The sequence below is a fragment of the Microbacterium sp. STRO-1N genome (assembly GCF_057748015.1).
Genome location: NZ_CM173234.1, coordinates 1401951 through 1424648, shown reverse-complemented (window position 1 = coordinate 1424648; position 22698 = coordinate 1401951). Strand labels below are relative to the sequence as shown.

The following is a 22698-nucleotide window of genomic DNA, read 5'->3' as shown; positions in this document are numbered from 1 at the left end:
GATGCGCCAAATATTAAATCGACTGGAATAACCGTGTCAAGAGTCCTGAGGACATCCGGTCAGGGCCGCCCGCCCTCCAGGAGCAGCGAAGAGGCGCGTGGAGACAGGACGTCGGCGAGGATCACGCACGCGGCTCCGACCGCGCCGACGTCGTCGCCCACGACCGACCCGGCGACCGGCAGATTCCGCACCGCTCCCGTTGCGCTCTGACGCTCGAGCAGTTTCGGCAACTCGCGCAGGTAGACCCGCGACAACCGGGCCCAGAACGGCCCGCCCAGCACGACCCGATCCACATCGAGCATGTTCGTCAGCGTCGAGATCAGTACGGAGAGATTCTCGGCGGCGCGCACGAGGACAGCGAGCGCACCGGCATCCCCCTGCTGCGCCCGCGTGCACAGCTGCGCCAGTCGCTCGTCGACCGACTCCGCGTCGCTGCCGACGCGATCGTCGGCGAGCACACCGGTGCGCTCCGCCTGCTCGACGATCGCCTGAGGCGTGCAGACCACCTCGACGCAGCCGCGCCGACCGCAGCCGCACACGGGACCATCCGGGTCGACGATGACATGCCCGACCTCGCCCACGTTGCGAGAGCGCCCGCGGACCACATCGCCGTCCAGCACGAGGGCCGCGCCGATACCGGTGCCGAGGTACACGAACAGCAGAGACACATCGGGCGGATCCTCGCCGGTCCAGATCTCCGCGAACGCGGCGGCGGTAGTGTCCTTCTCCAGTACCACCGGCAGCCCGACCGCATCGGCGAGCGCGGTGCGCAGCGGCACACGGTGCCACTGATGCAGCTTCGGCGGATCGATCACGGTGCCTCTTTCGGCATCCAACGGCCCTGGGGCCGCGACGCCGACACCCGCGATCGTCTCCCGGTCGACACCCGAGCGCTCGATGAGATCCTCGATCGCGTCGACCATCGCGCGAATCACCTGCATCGGGTCGTTCGCCGGAGTCCGCCGCACACTGCGCGCGATCACCGCCCCGCTGAGATCCAGCAGTACGACGGTCGTCAGCGCCGGATCCAGGTGCACGCCGAGCGACAGCCGGCTGCGTGGAATCAGTCTCAGGGTCGTCCGCGGCTTCCCCGGCCCGTTGATCGTGCGGCCGGCCTCTTCGATGAGCCCCTCGCTCAGCAGCCGTCGCGTGATGTTCGTGACGGTCTGCGCCGAGAGCCCTGTGGCATCGACGAGTTCGATGCGGCTGAAGCCGTCGCCCGAGCGACGGATCGCTTCGAGGATGACGGACTGATTGAAATCGCCCATCCTCGGCAGGTTCGTTCCTCGCCGCAGCACGCTCATCGCTCCATCATCACGCATCCGGCGTCGAATCCGGCAGGACGCCGTCGGAAATCGTGTCCCCCAAATGGCCTACAGACAGATGCGGGACGAGGCGTCAGACTGTTACCGACGCTACGCGTTCGGTTGGTCTCTCTGCCCCAGGGTAGGCAGACGCGGACCGGCCTACAGCGGACAGTTTTCGGGTAACTGTGCCGCAACTGGCGAGGGGCGGGCGTATTCGCCGCCCCTCGCCCTTCTCTCACCGAGGCCCCTCACCCCCGGCTTCTCCTCCCCCGGCCGGGGATGAGTCACGCGCACCGGATGGCTCGGCTGCGCCGGGTGTCGCGGCGATACGCGGGATCTCATGCCACAGCGATACCGAGTCCTCGTCCGAGGAGTTCCCACCGGCAGCGCGTCCGACGACCGTGACGGCGACGTTCGGATCGTGCGCCGCCCGGATGATGACTCTGCCTTCCTCCACGCCGGTCAGCACCGTGGCGAGCTCGTCGCGGATCTCGCCACGACGCTGCTCGTCGACGCCGTCGAACCCGCCCTCGTCGAACACGGTCACCGCGATGCCGCGACGACGCGCTGCTTCGATCGCGGTCCTGACCGCATCGTTGAGCAGACTCGCCCCCCGCAGTTCGTCGCGCAGACGCCCCTCGGCCAACCGCGCGCTCAGCCGTTCCTCGTCCGTGAGCATGCCGTGCGCAGCGACGGTGCGCGAGAGCACAGGACCTGCGACGGCCAGCGCGTACTGCGTGCGCAACCGCCGCTCGCGCTGGCGCACCTGCTGCGTCGCGTGCCAGGCCGATACGGCGCGCTGGATGCCGGCGAGCCGCTCGGTGTCGGCGATCGCGCGATCCCAGAACAGCACGAGCAGTTGGGCCACCACGACCCACATGATCGAGCCGACGAGTCCGAGCTCGAGCGCGACCAGCACGCCGAGGAAGGACGACGACGCGATCGCGAGCTCGCCGAGCACGATCCAGCCGATCACGAAACGGCGCCGCACGACGCACACGACGGCGAGCAGGCCCAGTGCGCCGATGTAGGTGGTCGCGAAGGGCGCCGCGCGGTGCTGCGGATCCAGCGCGAAACTGACCATTCCCGGGATCGCGTAGGCCGCGATCATCGCCAGGATGCCCGCCCACAGCGGCATCCTCACCCGGCGGGTCGCATCAGCCAGAACGGCGATGACGACGACCGCGACGTACAACGCGATGGCGACGAGCATGAGCAGCGGCAGAGCTGGCATCTGGATCCACCACAGCGCCCTGGCGACGAAGTAGACGGCGAAGCCGAGAGCGAGCGCGGTCGCGACCGTACGGACGGTGAGTCTCATTCGCGCTCCCACGAGAGCTCGACGACCGTGCCGGATCCGTCGGATTCGATCCGCGCGGTGCCGGCCACGGCCGCCATGCGCGCCATGATCGAGGCGCGGATTCCGAGACGATCCTCGTCGACGGCATCCAGGTCGAAACCGGGACCCGTGTCGCTGACCGTCACCGTGATGCCCTCGTCGCCGTGCGCGACGGCGACGATGTGCAGACCGCGCCCCCTGGCATGGGCGACCGAGTTCCCGATCGCCTGGCGCGCCGCCAGCACCAGCGCGCGGGCAGCTCTGCCGGGGATCAGCCCGACTCCGCCGCGCTCCTCCACCACGGCATCCGCGCCGGCCTCGGACAGCGCACGCCGCAGTTCGGCGACGATCTGCGCCGAACCGACGGGTTCGTCGCTGCCCTCCTCCAGCACCGCGGCTTCGGTGTTCGCCAGTCGCATGAGCGCTTCCCTCGCCATCCCCACCGCGAGGTCCCTCGCGCGCGGGCTCTCGGCGCGCTCGGCCGCGATCAGGGCGGCGAGCACGCTGTCGTGCATGAGGGCCGCGACGGCGACGCGCTCCTCCTCGGCGGCGGCGGCCGCTGCTGCATGCGCGTAATCGGCGACCGCCCGTCCTCGGACGTCGTCGACGCCCGCAGCGACGGCGCGGAACATCCACCCCAGCGACACCAGCACGAGGCCGAGGATGATCGTGAACGACACGTCGAAGGCGGTCGTGATCCAGAAGTCGCGCTCGAACTCGCCCTGCATCATCCGCACCGCACCGTAGATCAGCGGGACCGCGATCGCCCAGATGTATTGCATCCGCAGGGCGAACGCGAGCATCGCGGCGACCACGCCGACGTTGACGAGGAAGAAGATCCACGGCTGTTGGTCCGACGCGTCGTCAGAGCTGGCCACGACGAGCGGCCAGGCGATCAGCGCACCGACGTACAGGAACGCGAACGCCGTGGATGCCAAGCGCACGCCGCGCCCGATCACACAGCACGCGAGCATCGCAGTCAGAGGCACGAAGACCACGACGAGCATCGCGATGTGCACGGCGTCCACCACCTCGATGCCGGAGACGGCCGCCAGCAGCGCCTGCGCACCGGTCAGCACGGAGCCGATCGCGACCACCGTCTGCAGGATGCGCTCCATGCGCTTGCCGGTGAAGCGCTCGAACTCGGTCTCCGCGGAGCCGGGCGACGGAATACGAGTCCACGCCTGGCGGATGCTCAGCGGGTCAGCCGACACTCGCCGTTCCGTCCGGGTCGACGAGGCCGTCCTCCATCGCGCGCCGCAGCAGGTCGATCTTGGTCGGCGCAGGGCGGCCGACCTCGACGTACTTCACCCTGATGCGATTGATGTTCTCCTTCGCGGTCGAATAGGCGACGCCCAGCCGCTCTGCGACCGCCCGCATCGGCAGGCCGGTCGCGTACAGCCGAAGCACTTCGCGCTCGCGCCACGAGAGCTGCGCGTCGGCGAAATCGCGATCGCCTTCGATGGCACTGGCCCATTCGACATTGTTCAGCGCTTCTCCGCGTGCAACGGTGCGGATCGCATCGAGCACGTCGTCCAACGCCGAGGACTTGCTGATGATCCCTGCCGCTCCGGCGACGAGCGCCTCGCGCACGGCGACGGGCCGATCCGCGACGCTGTGGATGACCACGCTGGCGCCGTCGTCGACGAGCGCCGAGACATTCTCGGTGACGGTCGTGCCGTCTCCGAGCGTCAGATCCAGCACCACGACGTCGGCCGGTGGCGCGCCGGTCGTCCTGCGCCACTCGAGATAGGACCCGACCGTGCTGCCCGAGAACACCACCGTCTGCGATCCGTCGCGGCCGCAGGCGGCCTCGAGTCCGAGGCGGACGGACTCGTGGTCGTCGATGAGTGCCACCATGCTCATCCCGTCAGCCTAGCCATCGCCGACGCCGCCGACGCGACGTGTATCACCGCGTGAGCAGCGCCACGACCTCGAAATGATGCGTGTGGGGGAACAGGTCGAGCGCGCGCAGCCGGGCGGGCTCGAATCCGTGGGCGCGGAAAGTGCCGAGGTCGCGTGCGAGTGCGACGGGGTCGCACGCCACGTAGACGACGGCCTCCGGCGACAGCGCGGCCACGGCATCCACGACGCCGCGCCCCGCACCGGAGCGCGGCGGATCGAGCACGACCGCACCGATCGGCGTCGACGGATCCAGCACCGCCTGCGGTGCTGGTCGGGGAGGACGCCGACGGCCGCGGACCGGCCGCGCCTCCTTGACCGGTGCACCGAGGAAGCGATCCACCCGCGCGGTGACGGCGGTGATGTCGAGCGGTGCGAGGTTGCGCGCCGCGTGCTCCGTGGCGCGTCGATCCGATTCCACCGTGATGATGTCTGTGGCGCCGAGATCGGCCAGGCTCGCGGAGAAGAGCCCGACGCCGCCGTACAGGTCGAGGTGAGTGAGGTCGGGGTCCACTCGTCCGGTGAGCATGTCGCGCACCGTCGCATCCAGCGCGGCCGCCGCTCGGTGGTGGACCTGCCAGAATCCGGAGGCGTCGACCGCGAAGGACCGCTCGCCGACGCGCTCGACGAGGACTTCCGGGTCCAGGCGACGGCCCTTCTCCGGGAGCGGGATCACTCTCACGTCGCCGTCGGCCGGCTCGACGAGCTCGATCCTTCCCGGCCGCGCCACGCCGATCTTCGCTGCGGCCTCGGCGACGGCTGGACGCGCCAGAGGGTGGGAGGCGACCGGGATCACCCGGTGGCTGCGCGCGGCGAACGGACCTGCCACACCGTCCGCATCGACGTGCAGCGTCACGCGAGTGCGCCAGGCCGTGCCGTCCGAGTCGTCGAGTGCCGAGATCTCCGGCGCCTCGAGTCCGCCGCCGGCGAACCGATCGAGCGCCTCGGACAGCACCTGGCGCTTGAGTGCTCGCTGATGGTCGAGTTCGATGTGCCCGAGGTCCGCGCCGCCCGGGCGGGCGGCCGGGTCCTGCGAGACGTCGGCCTCCGGCCAGACGTGCGGGCGACGATGGGGCGACGCCTCGAGCACCTCGACGGTCTCGGCGCGCCAGAACCGCCGCGTGTCGTGCGGCGCATCCGACGGGTCATCGCTCAGTCGTGCGCGCACGCGTTCGCCGGGTATCGCGTCCGAGACGAACACCACCCGACCCTCGTGGCGTGCGACGAAGGTGCCGCCGTGGGCGATGCCGGTGATGTCGAGATCGAACAGTTCGGCGGAAGACGTCATAAGCCCAGGATCCCACGTCGCCCGATAGCGTGAGTGCATGCGCGTCTGTCTCGCCTCCACATCTCCCGCACGTCTCATGCTCCTGCGCCAAGTCGGCATCGAACCGCTCGCGATCACTCCGGAGGTCGACGAGGATGCCGTGGCCGCCGCCGCCGCTCAGTCCCGCGGCGGGGAGCTGCCGCCCGGCGAGCTCGTGCTGCTGCTCGCCCGTGCGAAGGCGGCCGACGTCGTGAGCCGCCTGGCGTCCGAGCACCCCGACTTCGACGGGCTCGTGATCGGCGGCGACTCGATGTTCGCGCTGAACGGCCGCGTCTACGGCAAGCCGTACACGCCGGCAGAGGCCACCCGTCGCTGGCGGGAGATGCGCGGCGAGACCGGCATCCTGTACTCGGGGCACTCGGTCCACCGCGTGATGCCGGGCGACGAGGCGCGCGAGGCGACGGCCGTCGCCGAGGCATCGGTCACTTTCGCCGAGGACATCTCGGATGCCGAGATCGACGCCTACGTCGCCTCGGGCGAGCCTCTGCACGTCGCCGGAGCTTTCACTGTCGACAGCCTCGGCGGGGCGTTCATCACGCGCGTCGACGGCGATCCGTCCACGGTGGTGGGGATGTCGCTGTCCACGCTGCGACGGCTGGCCGGCGACCTGGGCGCGACGTGGACCGAACTATGGACGTCGCGTCCGGCATCCTGACCCGCCTCTCGTAGGCTCACCGACACGATCCGCGCGTTTTCTTGTGGAGGGTCGTCAAATCAGAGGCCCTCGTTCTCGCTAGGCTGGCAGTCATGCCCATCGAGAAGGTACTCATCGCCAACCGCGGAGAGATCGCTGTACGCATCATCCGCGCCGCTCGCGATTCGGGGATCTCCTCCGTCGCCGTCTACGCCGACCAGGACCGCGAGGCTCTGCACACCAGGCTCGCCGACGAGGCATACGCGCTCAGCGGCGCGACGAGCGCGGAGACCTACCTGCAGATCGAGAAGATCCTGTCCATCGCCCGCCGCTCCGGCGCCGATGCGGTCCACCCCGGCTACGGCTTCCTCGCCGAGAACGCCGAGTTCGCCCGCGCCGTCATCGGTGCGGGGATGATCTGGATCGGACCGTCCCCCGACGCGATCGAGGCCCTCGGCGACAAGGTGACGGCACGTCACGTCGCCGAGAAGGTGGGCGCTCCGCTCGCCCCTGGCACCCCCGGTCCCGTGGCCGGTGCCGATGAGGTCGTCGCATTCGCACAGGAGTACGGGCTGCCGATCGCCATCAAGGCCGCCTACGGCGGCGGCGGACGCGGTCTAAAGGTCGCCCGCGAGTTCGACGAGGTCGCCGAGCTTTTCGAGTCCGCGACGCGCGAGGCCGTCACGGCGTTCGGTCGCGGAGAGTGCTTCGTCGAGAAGTACCTCGACAAGCCCCGCCACGTCGAGACGCAGTGCCTCGCGGATGCCGAGGGCAACGTCGTCGTCATCTCCACGCGCGACTGCTCGCTGCAGCGCCGCCACCAGAAGCTCGTCGAGGAGGCACCGGCGCCCTTCCTCACCGAGGAGCAGAACCGCCAGCTGTACGCGGCATCCAAGGCGATCCTCAAGGAGGTCGGCTACGTCGGAGCCGGCACCTGCGAATTCCTGATCGGCGCAGACGGCACGGTGTCGTTCCTCGAGGTGAACACCCGCCTGCAGGTCGAGCATCCCGTCTCCGAAGAGGTCACAGGCATCGACCTCGTCCGCGAGCAGTTCCGCATCGCGGCGGGCGGCACCATCGACTACGACGACCCCACTCCGCAGGGGCACTCGATCGAGTTCCGCATCAACGGCGAGGACCCCGGCCGCGGGTTCCTCCCCCAGCCGGGCCCGATCCACGTCTTCAAGACGTTCGGCGGTCCAGGCATCCGACTGGACTCCGGCGTCACCGCCGGCGACTCCGTCTCCGGCGCCTTCGACTCCCTGCTGGCCAAGATCATCGTCACCGGCAAGGACCGCGCCGAGGCGCTGGAGCGCGCACGTCGCGCCCTCGACGAGTTCGAGGTCGCCGGTCTCCCCACGGTCCTGCCCTTCCACCGGAAGGTCGTCCGCGACCCCGCCTTCACCGCCGAGAACGGCGAGTTCGGCGTCTACACGCGCTGGATCGAGACCGAGTTCGTCAACGACATCCCGGCGTGGGATGGAGAGCTGGAAGCCCCTGCGGCCGCAGCCGCGCGCCACACCGTGGTCGTCGAAGTCGCCGGCAAGCGTCTCGAAGTGAGCCTGCCAGACCGCGTCGCTGTCGCCGCGAGCACCGCAGGGCGACCGGCCGCCGTGCCGCCGTCCCGTCGCAGCCACGCGACATCAGTCTCGGCCGGAGCATCCGGCGACGCCGTGAAGTCGCCCATGCAGGCCACGGTCGTCAAGATCGCGGTCGAGGACGGCCAGCAGGTCGTCAAGGGCGATCTGGTCGTCGTGCTCGAGGCGATGAAGATGGAGCAGCCGCTCCAGGCGCACAAGGACGGCGTGATCGGCAACATCAGCGCGGATGCCGGGACCACCGTGTCCGCCGGCCACCAGCTGCTCACCATCAGCTGACACCTGCCTACGCGAAAGGGCGCCCCACCGCGGTGGGGCGCCCTTTCGCGTGTCCTGCGTCTACGAGATGTTCACCAGGTGCATCGCGCGGGACGCGTCCGTGATGCTCGACGACAGCGATGGATAGGCCGCGAACACCCGCGACACCTGATCCACCGTCAGCCGACGCTCGACGGCGACGGCGATCGGGTAGATGAGCTCGGAGGCCTTGGGACCGACGATGACTCCTCCGATCACGGTGCCTGAGCCCTTGCGGGCGATGATCTTGACGAATCCGTCCTTGATGCCCATCATCTTGGCGCGGGGGTTCGCTGCGAGCGGCAGCTTGTAGACGATGCCGTCCGCGACGCCGTCCTCGACGTCCTGCTCGCCCCAGCCGACCGTGGCGATCTCCGGTGCGGTGAAGATGTTCGAGGTGATCTTGACCTTCTCCAGCGGGATGACGATGTCGCCCAGCGCGTGGAAGACCGCCGTGCGGCCCTGCATCGACGCCACCGAGGCGAGCGGGAAGAAGTTCGTGCAGTCGCCGACCGCGTAGATGTTCGGCACCGAGGTGCGCGCCACCTTGTTCACGCGGATGTGACCGGACTCGGTGAGTTCGACGCCCGCTTCCTGCAAACCGATCGATGCCGTGTTCGGAACCGAGCCGACGGCCATCAGGCAGTGGCTGCCCTCGACGGTGCGACCGTCGGAGAGAGTGACGAGCACCCCGGCATCCGTCTTCTCCACCTTGTCGGCGCGCGCCTTGGACAGCACCTGCATGCCGCCGCGCTTGAAGACTTTCTCGAGCACGCGCGCGGCGTCCTGGTCCTCGCCGGGGAGCACCTGGTCGCGGCTGGAGACGAGCGTCACCTTCGCACCGAGGTTCATGTACGCGGATGCGAACTCGGCACCCGTCACACCCGATCCGACGACGATGAGGTGATCGGGCAGCGCCTTCATGTCGTACAGCTGCGTCCAGGTGAGGATGCGCTTGCCGTCGGGCTTGGCCGATTCCAGCTCCCGCGGAGCGGCTCCGACGGCGATGATGATCGTGTCGGCCTCGATGCGGTCGAAGTCCGTACCGTCTGGTCCGGTGGCGACGATGATCGCGTTCGTGCCCTCGAGCCGTCCGTGGCCGGACAGGATGCGCACGCCGGCATCCAGCAGCGACGAGCGCATGTCCTCCGACTGCTGGGCGGCGAGCGCCATCAGACGCTTGTTGACGGCGGCGAGGTTGATCGCGATCTCGGGCTTGAGCGGCTTGCCGTGCTCGCCCTTCGCGAAGAACTGCACACCTAGGTCGCTGGCCTCCGAGATCGCGACGGCGGCATCGGCCGTGGCGATCAGGCTCTTCGACGGCACGACGTCCGTGAGCACGGCCGATCCGCCGACTCCGACGCGCTCGACCAGGGTCACCTCGGCTCCGAGCTGGGCGGCGGCCAGAGCCGCCTCGTATCCGCCGGGACCGCCACCGAGGACGGCGACACGCTGAGTGCGCTCGAAAGGAGTTGAGGACATGGGTTCCATTCTTCCGCAATCCTGGCCCCGACGCCGCACGCTTCCTAGAGTGGATCCATGACCGACATTCATGACCACCCCCTCGACGACCCGAACGCGAACCCGTTCGAGATCGCAGCCACGGCCGCCGCGGACATCGCGCGGATCAGCGGCGTCGAGAAGCACGACATCGCCCTCACCCTCGGCAGCGGATGGGGCAGGGCGGCCGACCTGATCGGCGAGACCGTCGCGACGATTCCCGCCACCGAGGTGACCGGGTTCTCCAAGCCCGCGTTGGAAGGCCATGTCGGCACCCTGCGGTCGATCCGCACCCCCGATGGCAAGAACATCCTCGTGATCGGCGCCCGAACGCATTACTACGAAGGACACGGCGTCCGCCGCGTCGTTCACAGCGTCCGCACGGCGGCGGCCACTGGAGCGAAGATCATGGTCCTCACCAACGGCGCCGGAGGCGTCCGCGAGACCTGGACGCCCGGCCAGCCGGTGCTCATCAGTGACCACATCAACCTCACCGCCGATTCGCCCCTCGAGGGCGCGACGTTCATCGACCTCACCGACCTGTACGCGCAGCGTCTCCGGGACATCGCCCGCTCGATCGATCCTTCGCTCGACGAAGGCGTCTACACGCAGTTCCGCGGCCCGCACTACGAGACCCCTGCCGAGGTCCAGATGGCGAAGCACATCGGCGGCCACATCGTCGGCATGTCGACGGCTCTCGAGGCCATCGCCGCGCGCGAAGCCGGCATGGAGATCCTCGGCTTCTCGTTGATCACGAACCTCGCCGCCGGCATCCAGAAGACCCCCCTGAGCCACGCCGAGGTCATCGAGGCCGGGCGCGAGGCGGAACCGGTCATCTCGGCTCTGCTGGCCAAGGTGGTCGAGGCCCTGTGAGCGCGGAGGACCTCCTCTCGTCGGCTCGCGCCTGGATTCGTCAGGACCCGGATGCCGAGACGCGCGATGAGCTCGCGGGCATCGTCACCCTCGCCGCAGGCGGGGACGCCTCGGCGCTCGAGGATCTCGACGATCGCTTCCGTGCGCGCCTGGCGTTCGGCACCGCCGGCCTGCGCGGTGCGCTCGGCGCCGGCAGCAACCGGATGAATCGGGTGCTCGTGGCGCAGGCCGCTGCCGGCTTCGCCGCCTACCTGCTCGATCGGACGCAGGGCACGACTCCCACCGTCGTGGTCGGCTACGACGGGCGGCGCAACTCGCGCCGATTCGCCCTGGATTCCGCCGAGCTGTTCGCCGGAGCCGGCCTTCGGGCGATCCTGCTGCCGCGTCTGCTGCCCACTCCGGTCCTCGCCTTCGCGGTCCGCTACCTCGGTGCGGATGCCGGCGTCATGGTGACCGCCAGCCACAACCCGCCGAACGACAACGGCTACAAGGTCTACCTCGGCGGTGCGGATGAGGGGTCCCAGATCGTGTCCCCCGCCGACGCGGAGATCGCCGCGCACATCCAGCGCGTGGCGGATGCCGGGGACGTCGGTATCCTCCCCCGTTCGGACGCGTATGAGATCGCCGGCGACGAGGTCGTGAGCGCGTACATCACGGCGACGGCCGCCGTCGCCCCGGCCGGCTCCGGCGCCGATGGGCTCCGATGGGTGTACACAGCCATGCACGGCGTCGGATGGGAGACATTCGAGCGCATCGTGGCGGCCGCCGGCTACCCGAAGCCGACCGCGGTACGCGCGCAGCAGCATCCCGATCCGACTTTCCGCACCGTGGCGTTCCCGAACCCCGAGGAGCCGGGTGCGCTGGATCTGTCCTTCGACGTCGCGCGGTCCACCGGCGCCGAGCTCATCATCGCCAACGACCCTGATGCCGATCGGCTCGCCGTCGCGATCCCCGACGCCGACGCGCCGAGCGGCTGGCGACGCCTCAGCGGCAACGAGATCGGCCTGCTCCTCGGCGCCCGCGCCGCGCGGGCGGCCGAGGGGACGGCGGGGGCGACGCTCGCCTGCTCGCTGGTCTCGTCCCCCGGTCTCGGCGTGATCGCCGAGCATCACGGCCTCGGCTTCGCCGAGACGCTGACCGGATTCAAATGGATCTCACGCGCCGAGGGCATCGTGTTCGGTTTCGAGGAGGCCCTGGGCTACCTCGTCAATCCCGAGACCGTGCGCGACAAGGACGGCATCTCAGCGGCGGTCGCCCTGCTGGGGCTCGCCTCGGAGGCCAGGGAGCGCGGCGCGACCCTCTCGACCCTGCTGGAAGAACTCGGCGGGACCTATGGCCACTTCGGGAGCGGTCAGGTGTCCATCAGAGTCGAGGACCTGTCGATCATCGGCACCGTCATGGCTTCGCTGCGCCTGTCGCCTCCGGCATCCATCGGGGACGCCGCGGTCGAGTCGGCGGAAGACCTGCTGCTCGCGCCGGCGGGCCAGCCGTCCGGCGACGTGCTGCGGTACCGGCTCGCGGGTGGCGGTCGCGTCATCGTCCGCCCCAGCGGCACCGAACCGAAGCTGAAGGTCTACATCGACACGCAGGCGGACTCCGCGGATGCCGCGGCGGACGCCGTCGCCGCCATCGAGTCCGGCGTGCGGGCGCTGCTGGAGGAGCGCTCCTGAACCGCCTCGCACGATGATCCTTCTCCTCGCCGTGCTCGCGGCGGTGGCGGCCGGGGCGATACAGCGTCTCACTGGGCTCGCGTTCGTCCTGGTGCTGATCGGCCCGGCCGTGCTCATCTACGGGCCCGTCGAGGGGGTCACGGTGGCCGTGCTGCTCGCCGTCGTGGCCGCCGTCGTCGCCATCCCCTCCGGGTGGCGGCTGATCGACTGGGGCCGCACGTGGTGGCTGCTCGGCGCCGGGGTCGCGGCCGCTCCGTTCGGCGCGCTCGTGACACGGTTGCTGCCAGAGGCTGCGCTGCTCTTCATGATCTCGCTGCTGGCGATCGCCGCGCTGCTGACTCCACGATTCGGCGGGCCGGTATCCGCGGTGCTGAAGGGACGCCGTGGCGCGGTGTACGCCGGTGCGGCCGCCGGGTATCTGCACGCCTCCAGCGGGCTGTCAGGACCCGCTCTGGCCGCCTACGCGGTCGGCGACCGCTGGGAGCAGCACCGCTTCGCGGCGAGCGCGCAGGTGGTGTTCCTCGGGTACGGGCTGGTGTCGGTGCTGCTGCGCGGCCTGCCATCGGCCCCGGTCGGCGAGATGATGCTGCTCGCTGCGGGGACGGCGGGCGGAATCCTGCTCGGGACGCTGCTCACCCGAATCGTCTCCACGCGGCTGGCCAGGAGCATGATGCTGTGGTGCGCGTGGGCCGGTGTCCTCGTCGTCCTGGGCAGGGGGTTCCTCGCCCTCGCGGGGTGAGTGCGGATAGCATCGCTGCATGCCCAGCCGCCGCGTACGGATCAGCGCCCACAACGGCGCGCACGCCCGTCCCGTCGCCGAGCTCGCCCGCCTGGCCATCGCGCACAGCGCGCCGGTCACGCTGGCGACCTCGGAGGGGACGGTGGTCGAGCTCGCCAGCATCCTCGCGGTCATGGATCTCGCCCTCGTCGAGGGCGACGTCGTCACGATCGAGACTCAGACGTCCGCTGACGCGGATGCGCTGCTGGATGCGATGGTCGAGGTGCTCGCGCCAAGGTGAGCCCCGCGCGATCAGCCGTCGATGACGGCCACCAGCTCATCGAGGAACGCCTCGAAGCTCGTGGCCCGACGCACCAGGCGCTGGACGCTCTCGCGCTCGCTGAACACCTCGACCAACTGCTCGAACACGGTCTGGAAGGCGGCCCGGTCGCTCTCGCTGAACGCGGCGAGCGCGACCACCTGGACGCGACCGTCTCCCCAAGCCACGGATCCGTCGGCCACGCCGATCGCGATCGCGGTACGACGGGCCGTCATCTGCAGCGAATGCGGCACGGCGAGAGCGTCGGTGAACGCGGTGGATGACATGCGCTCGCGCTGAATCGTCTTGTCGACGTACTCGTCATCGATCAGACCCGCGGCGACCAGCATCCCGCCCAGGCGACGGATGATCTCCTCGTCTCCGGCATCCGGCAGCGGATGCAGAAAGGCGCTCGCGTCGAAGTACCGCGACAGCTCTGCGCGCAGCTGCGCGAGCCGGCGGCCGCGGCGCACCCGCGCCGCCGCCAGCTGGACGCGTTCCACGTCCGCCTCGCCGAGGAAGGGCTGCACCCGGACGAACCTGTCCCCCGACGCACCGGGTTCGATCGTCGACAGCACCAGGTCCGTGTCGAAGGACGCCCAGTCCGGATCGACCGAGGTCACCACGCGCGTGACCTCGATCGCGGAGCCGAGCGAGCGGTCGACGCTGGAACGCAGCAGCTCATGCAGCTCGTAGTACCCGGGGCACACGATCGTGGCGCTGAGGATCGTGTCCGCCTTGCGGCTGCGCTCGAGGCGCCCGCCGACGTGCATCGCGATGTAGGCGATCTCGTCGTCGTTCACGGGCAGATCGAGCCGGTCGTGCAGACCGCTCGCGATCGACACGGCCACCTCGAAGATCATCGGATAGGACGACTTGAGCGACCGCGTCAGCGGATTGCGCGTCCACGCCTGCTCCTTCGCCCGTCGCAGCAGGTTCTGCACGTGCAGACTGAGCCGCAGGATGAAGTCCTCGTCCTCGAGGTCGACCTGATAGTCGTGCGCCGCGCGGGCGATCTCCGCGCGCACCGCCTCGTCAACGCCCGCATCCACACCGCTGCGAGCGACATCGACGGCGCTGCCGCGCCCAGGGGCGACCACGCGGGTCAGCACCAGCGTCGCCAGATGGGCGCTGTCGCCGACACCGAGGCGCACCCCGAAGTGCTCCTGCGCCAGACGGCTGATCTGCTCGCCGACGCGGACGATCTCACCGTGCGCGTCCGCCGCGCGGTCCTGCGCGGCATCCGTCTCCAGCGGCCGGCCTGCGGCGACCCTGTCGGCCGCGATCGCGATGTGCAGCAGCACGTCGGAGATGGCCAGCTCGTTCACGTAGTAGCCCAGTGCGCCCAGTTCGCGCACCAGTGCGGTCTTGAAGTCGGCTACGGCACCGGAGCCGACGACCTCCCCCGCCAGCGCGTGCCGGATCGTCTCGGGGCGGAATGCGGCGGCATCCATCTCGTCGTGCGCGAGCCGGCTGAGCAGACGGCGCTGCGCGACCTCGGTCCCCCGCAACCGGATCGTCTCGCGGTCGCGCTCCAGGGCGAGATCGGTGCCGTCCAGCAGCACGCGGACGCGGGAGAGATCGGACTCCACCGTCGCGTCGGACACGTGCAGCCGATCGGCCGTCTCGTACAGGTCGATGCCGTCCGGCTGGTCCAGTAGCATCCGGATGACGGCATGCAGGCGCTCTCGCGGCGCCGACTCGTCGGCCCGCGCGCGCAGAGCCGCTCGGGCGCCTGCGCCCGCGCGATACCCGGCCGGTCCCGAGTCGACGGCATCCGTCGCAGGCACGCGGGAGTTCAGCGCTGCGACGTACGAGCGGATGCTGCGCGGAGTCACCCCGAGCTGATCGGCGAGGCTGCCGGCCGTCGCCCATCCGTCCTGGCGCAGCAACGCGGAGAGGAGCTGATCCTGGCGCTGGCGCGTCATGGTCCCTCCGAGTCTGAATGCCGGCATCGTCGCACTCTCATGATGCCAGCCCTGAGCCGGGAAGGGGCGGGACCGGGTGTTCCGCAGGGGCGGAAAGAAGCCTGGTGGTGCCGCTCACAGCGCGTTCCCAGAATGGATCCATGGCATCGAAGAGGATCCTCGTGGTCTGCGGCGCAGGGGCGTCGAGCACGTTCGTCGCGCAACGACTGCAGCGCGCCGCGACCGACGCGCAGCTGGCGTGGGACGCCTTCGCCGGTACCGAGTCGACCACCGCATCGCGCGATGCCGATCTGATCCTCGTCGGCCCGCATCTCGCCGACCGCCTCGGCGCCATCCGCGCGGCGAGCCCGTGCCCGGTGCTGCCGCTCCCCGAAGACATCTTCTCCGACCGCGACGGCACGCGCACGCTCGCGCTCGTGCGGTCGGCACTCACCGCCGAGAAAGGAACACCATGACCGCTGCATCCCGCACCGTCCGGATCGGATCATCCCACGGCCTGCACGCTCGTCCAGCGAAGCTGTTCGCGCAGGCCGCGAAGGAGTCGGGCATCGCCGTCACCGTCGCGAAGGACTCCGGCAAGCCGGTCAACGCCGCCAGCATCCTGAGTGTGATCGCCCTGGGCGTCGACCACGGCGACTACGTCACGCTCACCGCGGACGGCGAGAACGCCGACGCCGTGCTCGACACGTTGACCGAGCTGCTCACGACCGACCACGACGAGGAGTCGGCCGGATGAGCACGCTCCGCGGGGTGGGGATCGGGTCCGGCGTCGCGCAGGGACCCGTCGTCCGCATGGCGGACCCGCTTCCGGATCCCGAGAACGCCAAGAGCGCCGTCGGTGCCGATCAGGAGCGCACCAGGGTCCGCGAGGCGATCGCCGCCGTGGCGAGCGAGCTGACCACCAGAGCTGAGGCGGCCGGAGGTGCCGCGCAGGAGGTGCTCGAAGCCCAGGCGATGATCGCCGAGGACCCGAGCCTGCAGGACGAGATCGACGCGCGCATCGATGACGGCACCACAGCGGAGTGGGCGGTGCACGACGCGTTCGCGGGCTTCAAGGCGACTCTCGAGGCCATCGGCGGCTATCTCGGTGAACGAGCGGCCGACCTCGACGACATCGCACAGCGCGTGCTCGCCCGGTTGCGTGGTGTGCCAGCGCCCGGAGTCCCCGACCCGGGTCATCCCTTCGTGCTGGTCGCGCGCGACCTCGCGCCGGCGGACACGGCACTGCTCAAGCTCGATCAGGTCCTGGCGCTCATCACCTCTGATGGCGGCCCGACGTCCCACACCGCGATCCTGGCCAGGGAGAAGGGCATCGTCGCCGTCGTCGGCGTGGCGCAGGCCGGCGTCCTCACCGACGGCGAGACGGTGATCGTGGATGCCGCGGCCGGCGCCGTGACGACCGAACCGTCCGCCGACGAACTCGGCCGCGCAGCCGAGCGCGCGTCGGCCAGACAGAGCGCCGAGGCGCTTCCCGTGACGCCGGGCGCCCTCGCAGACGGCACCCCCATCGCACTGCTGGCGAACCTGGGCAAACCCGCCGATGCAGCGGATGCGGTGTCGCGGGGGGCTGAGGGCGTCGGGCTCTTCCGCACCGAGTTCCTGTTCCTCTCGGCCGCGCAGGCGCCGACCGTCGCGCAGCAGCGCGAGTCGTACCGCGAGCTGCTGGCCGCGTTCGAGGGGAAGAAGGTCGTCGTCCGACTGCTGGATGCCGGGGCGGACAAGCCGCTCGCCTTCCTCAACGACGCGCACGAGGAGAACCCGGCTCTCGGTCTGCGAGGCCTGCGGGCGCTCCGCGCGAGCGAGGATATCCTGCGCGAGCAGCTCACCGCACTCGCCGAAGCGGATGCCGAGACGGGCGCCGACCTCTGGGTCATGGCCCCGATGGTGACCACCGTCGAGGAGACGGCGTACTTCACGACGCTCGCCCGCGAATACGGGCTGAAGACAGCCGGTGTCATGGTCGAGGTGCCTGCGAGCGCGCTGCTCGCCGACCGCGTGCTCGCGCACGCCGATTTCGCCTCGATCGGCACGAACGACCTCACCCAGTACACGATGGCCGCCGACCGCATGCTCGGATCCGTCGCCGGATTCCAGGACCCGTGGCATCCGGCCGTGCTGCGCCTCGTCGGCGAGGTCGGCGCCGCCGGCGCTCGGGCGAGCAAGCCGGTCGGCATCTGCGGTGAGGCCGCCGCCGATCCGCTGCTCGCCGTCGTGCTGGTCGGACTCGGCGCGACGAGCCTGTCGATGGCATCGGCCGCTCTGGCCGACGTCCGGCTCGCGCTCTCGGAGCGCACACTCGACGACGCGCGACACCTCGCCGAGATCGCCCTCGCCGCGGATGACGCCGCCGGCGCTCGTGCCGCGGTCGCCGCGGCCGTCGCAGACCTCACCCCTCACCCGAACCCACAGCAGAAAGAGACGACATCATGACGACGACGTCACCCGCGCAGAAGCAGGGAAGGCTCCGGGTCGGAGTCCAGCGCTTCGGCACGTTCCTCTCCGGCATGATCATGCCGAACATCGCCGCCTTCATCGCCTGGGGCTTCATCACGATGCTCTTCATCGCGGTGGGCTGGCTGGGGTGGTGGACCCCTGTCGCACCGCTGCTCGGCGGCTTCGGCGACGCGGGTGCCATCAACTGGCCCGGAGCCATGACGACAGTCGCGCTCGATGAGAACGGTGATCCGTTCAATCAGTTCGTCGGACTCGTCGGGCCCTCGATCACGTATCTGCTGCCGCTCCTCATCGCCAACACCGGTGGTCGGATGGTCTATGGCGAGCGCGGCGGCGTCGTCGCCTCGATCGCGACAATGGGTGTGATCGTCGGGACCAACATCCCGATGTTCCTCGGCGCGATGATCATGGGGCCGTTCGCGGCGCTCGTGACCAAGTGGATGGACAAACTCTGGGACGGCAAGATCAAGCCGGGCTTCGAGATGCTCATCAACAACTTCTCCGCCGGCATCCTCGGCATGCTGCTGGCTATTCTCGGCTTCTTCGTGTTCGGTCCTGCGATCCTTTGGGTGAGCGATGTCCTGGGTCTCGCGGTCGGCTGGCTGGTTCTGTACAACCTGCTGCCGCTCGTGTCGATCATCGTCGAACCCGCGAAGGTGCTGTTCCTGAACAACGCGATCAACCACGGCGTCTTCACGCCGCTCGGCATCGAGCAGGCTCAGGAGACGGGCAAGTCGATTCTGTTCCTGATCGAGGCCAACCCCGGCCCCGGGGTCGGACTGCTGCTCGCCTTCTCGTTCTTCGGGATCGGCGCAGCGAAGGCTTCGGCCCCCGGCGCCGCCGTCATCCAGTTCCTCGGAGGCATCCACGAGATCTACTTCCCGTACGCGCTCAGCAAGCCGGCCACGATCCTCGCGCTGATCGCGGGCGGTGCCACGGGAGTGACGACGAACATGATCCTCGGCGGCGGCCTGGCGTTCCCCGCAGCGCCCGGCAGCATCATCGCCGTCACAGCGGCCGCTGTCAGCCCCGCTGCCGGTGGCATCACGAATCTCCTCGTGGTGTACCTGTCGGTCATCCTCGCCGCCACCGTGACCTTCCTCATCACCGGTGTCATCCTCCGGGCATCGCGCAAGCGCGACCTGTTGGCTGAGGCCGACGCGTTCGGCGCGGCGATCGCGCAGACCGAGGCCAACAAGGGCAAGAAGTCCGCCGCGATGGACGCCCTGCGCGTGAGCGGTGACTCGGCATCCGTCGCCGCAGCGGACGAAGCGCTCGACAAGCTCGAGACGCAGGCCGAGACCGGCGGAATGGCGGACGGCGGCGTCCTCGCCACGCGCCAGATCACCGACATCGTCTTCGCGTGCGACGCCGGCATGGGTTCGTCCGCGATGGGGGCGAGCGTGCTGCGCAACAAGTTCAAGAAGGCCGGCATCGAGGGCGTCACCGTGGTCAACAAGGCGATCGCGAACCTCGACGGCACGGCGGATCTGGTCATCACCCAGCAGCAGCTGACCGACCGCGCCCAGGCGCAGTCGCCCGACTCGCTCCACATCTCGGTGGACAACTTCATGAACTCGCCGAAGTACGACGAGGTCGTCGAGATGGTCCGCGACCAGCGAAAGGAAGCATGATGAGCGTTCTCACCCTCGGCCAGGTCCGCATCCACCCCGGCTCCGCGACGCAGGAGGCGGCACTGCAGGAGGCCACGGACATCCTGGTCGCCGCCGGCGCCGTCACCCCCGCGTACGTCGACGCGATGCGGCAGCGTGAGCAGACGGTGTCCACTTTCATGGGCAACGGCCTCGCGATCCCGCACGGCACCAACGATGCGAAGGACACGATCCTCGCCTCCGCGCTGTCCGTCGTCCGCTACGACGGCGGGGTCGACTGGGCCGGCGACGAGGCCACCTTCGTGATCGGGATCGCCGGCGTCGGCGACGAGCACCTCGACATCCTGTCGAGAATCGCGATCCTCTTCTCGGAGGAGGACGACGTCGCACGCCTGACGGCCGCACAGACCCCGGACGAGCTGTACGCGCTGCTTTCGGAGGTGAACGAGGGATGAAAGCCGTCCACTTCGGCGCCGGGAACATCGGGCGCGGTTTCGTCGGCCTGCTGCTGCACGAGGGCGGCTACGAGGTCGTCTTCTCCGACGTCGCCGACGCCCTGGTGGACGCCCTCGACGCGGCAGACCACTACACGGTCCGCGAAGCCGGACCCGGCGGGGTGAACCGGATCGTGACGGGCTTCCGGGCGCTCAACAGCCGCACGGATCCGGATGCCGTCATCGCCGAGGTCGCGACGGCCGACGTCGTGACCTGCGCTGTGGGGCCGACCGCGCTGCGCTTCATCGCTCCCGTCATCGTCGAAGGGCTGCGCCGACGGCCCGCGGATGCCGCACCGCTGGCCGTCATGGCGTGCGAGAACGCGATCGGGGCGACCGACACGCTGCGTGCCGAGATCGAACGGATCGCCGCAGGCGATGCGGCCGCCCTCACCGCCCGCGCCGCCTTCGCGAACACGGCCGTCGACCGGATCGTTCCGGCGCAACCGGACGGGACAGGCATCGACGTCACGGTCGAGCCGTACTTCGAATGGGCGATCGAGCAGGGGCCGTTCCGCGGCGAGCTGCCGAACATCCCCGGTGCGCACTTCGTCGACGATCTCGCCCCCTACATCGAACGCAAGCTGTTCACCGTGAACACCGGGCACGCCGCGACCGCGTACTTCGGCGCGCAAGCGGGGCACGAGCGGATCGCTGATGCGCTCGCAGACCCGGCGGTCGCGGCATCCGTCGGCGCAGCCCTCGAGGAGACCTCGGCGATGCTGGCCGCCGTGCACGGGCTCGACCCGGCAGAACTGGCCGACTACCGTGCGACGATCCTGGAGCGATTCCGCAATCCGGAGCTCATCGACACCGTGCAGCGCGTCGGCCGCCAGCCGCTGCGCAAGCTCTCGCGGCACGAGCGTTTCATCGGTCCGGCGGCCGAAGCCGCAGAGCGAGGGCTGTCGACGGCGGCGCTCGTCGCCGCTGTCGCCGCCGCGCTCGCGTTCGACGATCCGGAAGACGAGCAGTCCGTCGAGCTGCAACAGCGTCTCGCATCCGAAGATGCGGCGGCCTTCACGGCATCCGTCACCGGACTGGAAGCCGAGCATCCGCTGTTCGCCGCGGTGCGCGCCGTGGTCGCTGTTCAGGCAGCAGCACTAGCCTGAACGGGTGAGGAAGAGACGTGGACGGCGGATCGTCGCCTGGATTCTGGGGTCCCTGGGCGCCGTCATCGCCCTCGGGATCATCGGAATCGTCATCTGGAGCCAGGTCGGCGTCATGGCGGCCGAACCGGAGCCCCTGGCGAGCGTGCGGGCGAATCCCGATGTCGTGATCGATGACGCGGATCAGGGCATCGTGCTCTCCCCCGCGGACGGCGACAGCGAGATCGGGCTCGTGTTCATCCCCGGCGCCAAGGTCGACCCCTGGGCGTACGCCGCGATCCTGCAGGGCATCGTGGCGGAGGACGGCGTCACTGTCGTGATCACACGGCCGTGGCTGAACCTGGCCTTCTTCGACCCCCGAGGCGTCGACGCCTTCACCTCGGCCGCGCCGGAGGTCGACACGTGGATCGTCGGCGGGCATTCGCTGGGCGGCGTTCGTGCCTGCCAGCTGGCGTCGGATGCCGAGGCGCTGCTGCTGTTCGCCTCGTACTGCGCGGCCGACCTCGCCGACACCGACCTCCCCGTGCTCAGCCTGGCCGGCAGCGAAGACGGCCTCTCGACGCCGGAGAAGATCGCCGATGCACGCCATCTGCTCCCCGCCGACGCCGAGCTCGTCGAGATCGACGGCGCGTCGCATGCCTCGTTCGGCGACTACGGCCCGCAACCGGGTGACGGTACACCGACGATCTCGGACGAGACGATGCACGCGACCGTCACCGACCTCACCGGACGGTTCTCCGACGATCTCGGCTGATCGGTCAGCCCAGCACCGCACCCAGCAGCGGATGCAGATGACGGGTGCCGAGCACGGTCGACGCCGAACGGGCGCCGGCTTCGAGCGCCGCGGGAACGCCGAGCCCTGACAGCCGCGCATCGAGGACTCCGGCGAGGAACGCGTCGCCGGCGCCGTTCGTGTCGTGGACATCGACCCCGATGGCTGCGACGCGATGCTCCCCGCCATCGGCATCCACGGCCACGGCGCCGTCCGCACCCAGTGTGCACACGGCGAGCGACGCACCGGCCGCGATGCGGGAGCGCAGGAAGGCCACCGGGTCATCGAGCTTGTCCGCATTGCAGAACACGGCATCCGCGACGTCCAGGAACGGGCGATGGAACTCGGCCTCGCCGTCGTAGTCGTGCACGTCGACCCAGATCGGGACGCCGGTCTCGGCGGCCATCGGCAGCAGACGCAGCGGCTCGGCCGCGAGGTCCAGGACGAGAGCGTCGGCATCCGCCATCGTCCGACGGATTCGATCGTCCTGCGCACCGTCCGAGGCCGCCGGCGTCGACAGGTAGAGCGAGACGCGCTCCCCCGCACGGGTCATGAGGTTCAGGTGCCGCTCGGTCTGCGCGCTCGTCCCCCAGAGCGTCGGCGCACCGGCATCCGACAGGGCGGAGCGCACCCGGCGGCCGTCCTCGTCATCCGCGCTCAGTGCGTACAGCAGCACGTCGCGGCCGAGGGCGGTGAGGCTCAGCGCCTTGCCCGCACTCGTGCCGCCCACGGTCTCCCACGAGTCCTCGGCGAACTGCATGTGCGGCACCGGCTCCGGCAGGTGATCGAGCACGACCAGACGGTTCCAGGATGCCGGGCCCGCGATGAACACGCTGGGGGACGTCAT

General features: G+C 69.9%; 21 protein-coding genes. 13 read left to right on the top strand and 8 right to left on the bottom strand.

What is annotated here, in order from left to right:
- Positions 1 to 59: 59 nt before the first annotated feature.
- From AC3ANJ_RS06570 to AC3ANJ_RS06550, 5 genes are all read right to left on the bottom strand, one after another.
- Complete coding sequence (locus AC3ANJ_RS06570) at positions 60 to 1268, bottom strand: ROK family transcriptional regulator (RefSeq protein WP_488318781.1); 1209 nt, start codon at positions 1266 to 1268, stop codon at positions 60 to 62.
- 274 nt (positions 1269 to 1542) lie between these two features.
- Complete coding sequence (locus tag AC3ANJ_RS06565; protein WP_488318780.1) at positions 1543 to 2628, bottom strand: hypothetical protein; 1086 nt, start codon at positions 2626 to 2628, stop codon at positions 1543 to 1545.
- On the bottom strand, positions 2625 to 3860 hold the full coding sequence (locus tag AC3ANJ_RS06560; RefSeq protein WP_488318779.1) for an ATP-binding protein: 1236 nt from the start codon (positions 3858 to 3860) through the stop codon (positions 2625 to 2627). Before AC3ANJ_RS06560 ends, AC3ANJ_RS06565 begins: the two co-directional genes overlap by 4 nt.
- Positions 3850 to 4512 carry a response regulator gene (locus tag AC3ANJ_RS06555; protein WP_488318778.1) on the bottom strand — a complete coding sequence of 221 codons (663 nt, stop codon included), beginning with the start codon at positions 4510 to 4512 and terminating at the stop codon, positions 3850 to 3852. The genes AC3ANJ_RS06560 and AC3ANJ_RS06555 overlap by 11 nt, the downstream gene beginning before the upstream one ends.
- 43 nt (positions 4513 to 4555) lie before the next feature.
- Entirely contained in the window at positions 4556 to 5836 is a 1281-nt protein-coding gene (locus AC3ANJ_RS06550) for a class I SAM-dependent RNA methyltransferase (protein ID WP_488318777.1), read from the bottom strand.
- Positions 5837 to 5873: 37 nt separating this feature from the next.
- Here AC3ANJ_RS06550 and AC3ANJ_RS06545 point away from each other — a divergent pair, with 37 nt between their 5' ends.
- On the top strand, positions 5874 to 6530 hold the full coding sequence (locus AC3ANJ_RS06545; protein ID WP_488318776.1) for a Maf family protein: 657 nt from the start codon (positions 5874 to 5876) through the stop codon (positions 6528 to 6530).
- Between the two features lie 92 nt (positions 6531 to 6622).
- The gene (locus AC3ANJ_RS06540) at positions 6623 to 8386 is read left to right on the top strand and encodes an acetyl/propionyl/methylcrotonyl-CoA carboxylase subunit alpha (RefSeq protein ID WP_488318775.1); all 1764 of its coding nucleotides are present in this window, start codon (positions 6623 to 6625) and stop codon (positions 8384 to 8386) included.
- A 60-nt stretch (positions 8387 to 8446) separates the two neighbouring features.
- On the opposite strand, the gene AC3ANJ_RS06535 is transcribed toward AC3ANJ_RS06540, so the two are convergent.
- Positions 8447 to 9895 carry an NAD(P)H-quinone dehydrogenase gene (locus tag AC3ANJ_RS06535; protein WP_488318774.1) on the bottom strand — a complete coding sequence of 483 codons (1449 nt, stop codon included), beginning with the start codon at positions 9893 to 9895 and terminating at the stop codon, positions 8447 to 8449.
- Between the two features lie 48 nt (positions 9896 to 9943).
- Here AC3ANJ_RS06535 and AC3ANJ_RS06530 point away from each other — a divergent pair, with 48 nt between their 5' ends.
- Genes AC3ANJ_RS06530 through AC3ANJ_RS06515 form a run of 4 tightly spaced genes read left to right on the top strand, consistent with a single transcriptional unit; the run spans position 9944 to position 13466 of the window.
- Positions 9944 to 10777 carry a purine-nucleoside phosphorylase gene (locus AC3ANJ_RS06530; protein ID WP_488318773.1) on the top strand — a complete coding sequence of 278 codons (834 nt, stop codon included), beginning with the start codon at positions 9944 to 9946 and terminating at the stop codon, positions 10775 to 10777.
- Positions 10774 to 12447 (top strand): phospho-sugar mutase, encoded by a 1674-nt coding sequence (locus tag AC3ANJ_RS06525; protein ID WP_488318772.1) that lies wholly within the window; start codon positions 10774 to 10776, stop codon positions 12445 to 12447. Before AC3ANJ_RS06530 ends, AC3ANJ_RS06525 begins: the two co-directional genes overlap by 4 nt.
- Positions 12448 to 12460: 13 nt before the next feature.
- Positions 12461 to 13186 (top strand): TSUP family transporter, encoded by a 726-nt coding sequence (locus tag AC3ANJ_RS06520; protein WP_488318771.1) that lies wholly within the window; start codon positions 12461 to 12463, stop codon positions 13184 to 13186.
- Positions 13187 to 13205: 19 nt separating this feature from the next.
- On the top strand, positions 13206 to 13466 hold the full coding sequence (locus tag AC3ANJ_RS06515; RefSeq protein ID WP_488318770.1) for an HPr family phosphocarrier protein: 261 nt from the start codon (positions 13206 to 13208) through the stop codon (positions 13464 to 13466).
- Between the two features lie 11 nt (positions 13467 to 13477).
- Here AC3ANJ_RS06515 and AC3ANJ_RS06510 read toward each other — a convergent pair whose 3' ends face one another.
- Positions 13478 to 15412 (bottom strand): BglG family transcription antiterminator, encoded by a 1935-nt coding sequence (locus tag AC3ANJ_RS06510; RefSeq protein WP_488318769.1) that lies wholly within the window; start codon positions 15410 to 15412, stop codon positions 13478 to 13480.
- A gap of 140 nt (positions 15413 to 15552) precedes the next feature.
- Between AC3ANJ_RS06510 and AC3ANJ_RS06505 the strand changes: the two genes are divergently transcribed.
- Genes AC3ANJ_RS06505 through AC3ANJ_RS06475 form a run of 7 tightly spaced genes read left to right on the top strand, consistent with a single transcriptional unit; the run spans position 15553 to position 21833 of the window.
- The gene (locus tag AC3ANJ_RS06505; RefSeq protein WP_488318768.1) at positions 15553 to 15867 is read left to right on the top strand and encodes a PTS sugar transporter subunit IIB; all 315 of its coding nucleotides are present in this window, start codon (positions 15553 to 15555) and stop codon (positions 15865 to 15867) included.
- Positions 15864 to 16148 carry an HPr family phosphocarrier protein gene (locus AC3ANJ_RS06500; protein WP_488318767.1) on the top strand — a complete coding sequence of 95 codons (285 nt, stop codon included), beginning with the start codon at positions 15864 to 15866 and terminating at the stop codon, positions 16146 to 16148. The genes AC3ANJ_RS06505 and AC3ANJ_RS06500 overlap by 4 nt, the downstream gene beginning before the upstream one ends.
- Positions 16145 to 17842 (top strand): phosphoenolpyruvate--protein phosphotransferase, encoded by a 1698-nt coding sequence (gene ptsP, locus AC3ANJ_RS06495; RefSeq protein ID WP_488318766.1) that lies wholly within the window; start codon positions 16145 to 16147, stop codon positions 17840 to 17842. The genes AC3ANJ_RS06500 and ptsP overlap by 4 nt, the downstream gene beginning before the upstream one ends.
- Entirely contained in the window at positions 17839 to 19500 is a 1662-nt protein-coding gene (locus AC3ANJ_RS06490) for a PTS mannitol transporter subunit IIBC (protein WP_488318765.1), read from the top strand. The genes ptsP and AC3ANJ_RS06490 overlap by 4 nt, the downstream gene beginning before the upstream one ends.
- Positions 19500 to 19934: a PTS mannitol transporter subunit IIA gene (locus AC3ANJ_RS06485; RefSeq protein ID WP_406245947.1), complete on the top strand. Its 435-nt coding sequence runs from the start codon at positions 19500 to 19502 to the stop codon at positions 19932 to 19934. Before AC3ANJ_RS06490 ends, AC3ANJ_RS06485 begins: the two co-directional genes overlap by 1 nt.
- Entirely contained in the window at positions 19931 to 21082 is a 1152-nt protein-coding gene (locus tag AC3ANJ_RS06480; RefSeq protein ID WP_488318764.1) for a mannitol-1-phosphate 5-dehydrogenase, read from the top strand. The genes AC3ANJ_RS06485 and AC3ANJ_RS06480 overlap by 4 nt, the downstream gene beginning before the upstream one ends.
- Before the next feature lie 4 nt (positions 21083 to 21086).
- Positions 21087 to 21833, top strand: a complete 747-nt coding sequence (locus AC3ANJ_RS06475) for an alpha/beta hydrolase (RefSeq protein WP_488318763.1) — start codon at positions 21087 to 21089, stop codon at positions 21831 to 21833.
- A 4-nt stretch (positions 21834 to 21837) separates the two neighbouring features.
- On the opposite strand, the gene AC3ANJ_RS06470 is transcribed toward AC3ANJ_RS06475, so the two are convergent.
- On the bottom strand, positions 21838 to 22698 hold the full coding sequence (locus AC3ANJ_RS06470; protein WP_488318762.1) for a carbohydrate kinase family protein: 861 nt from the start codon (positions 22696 to 22698) through the stop codon (positions 21838 to 21840).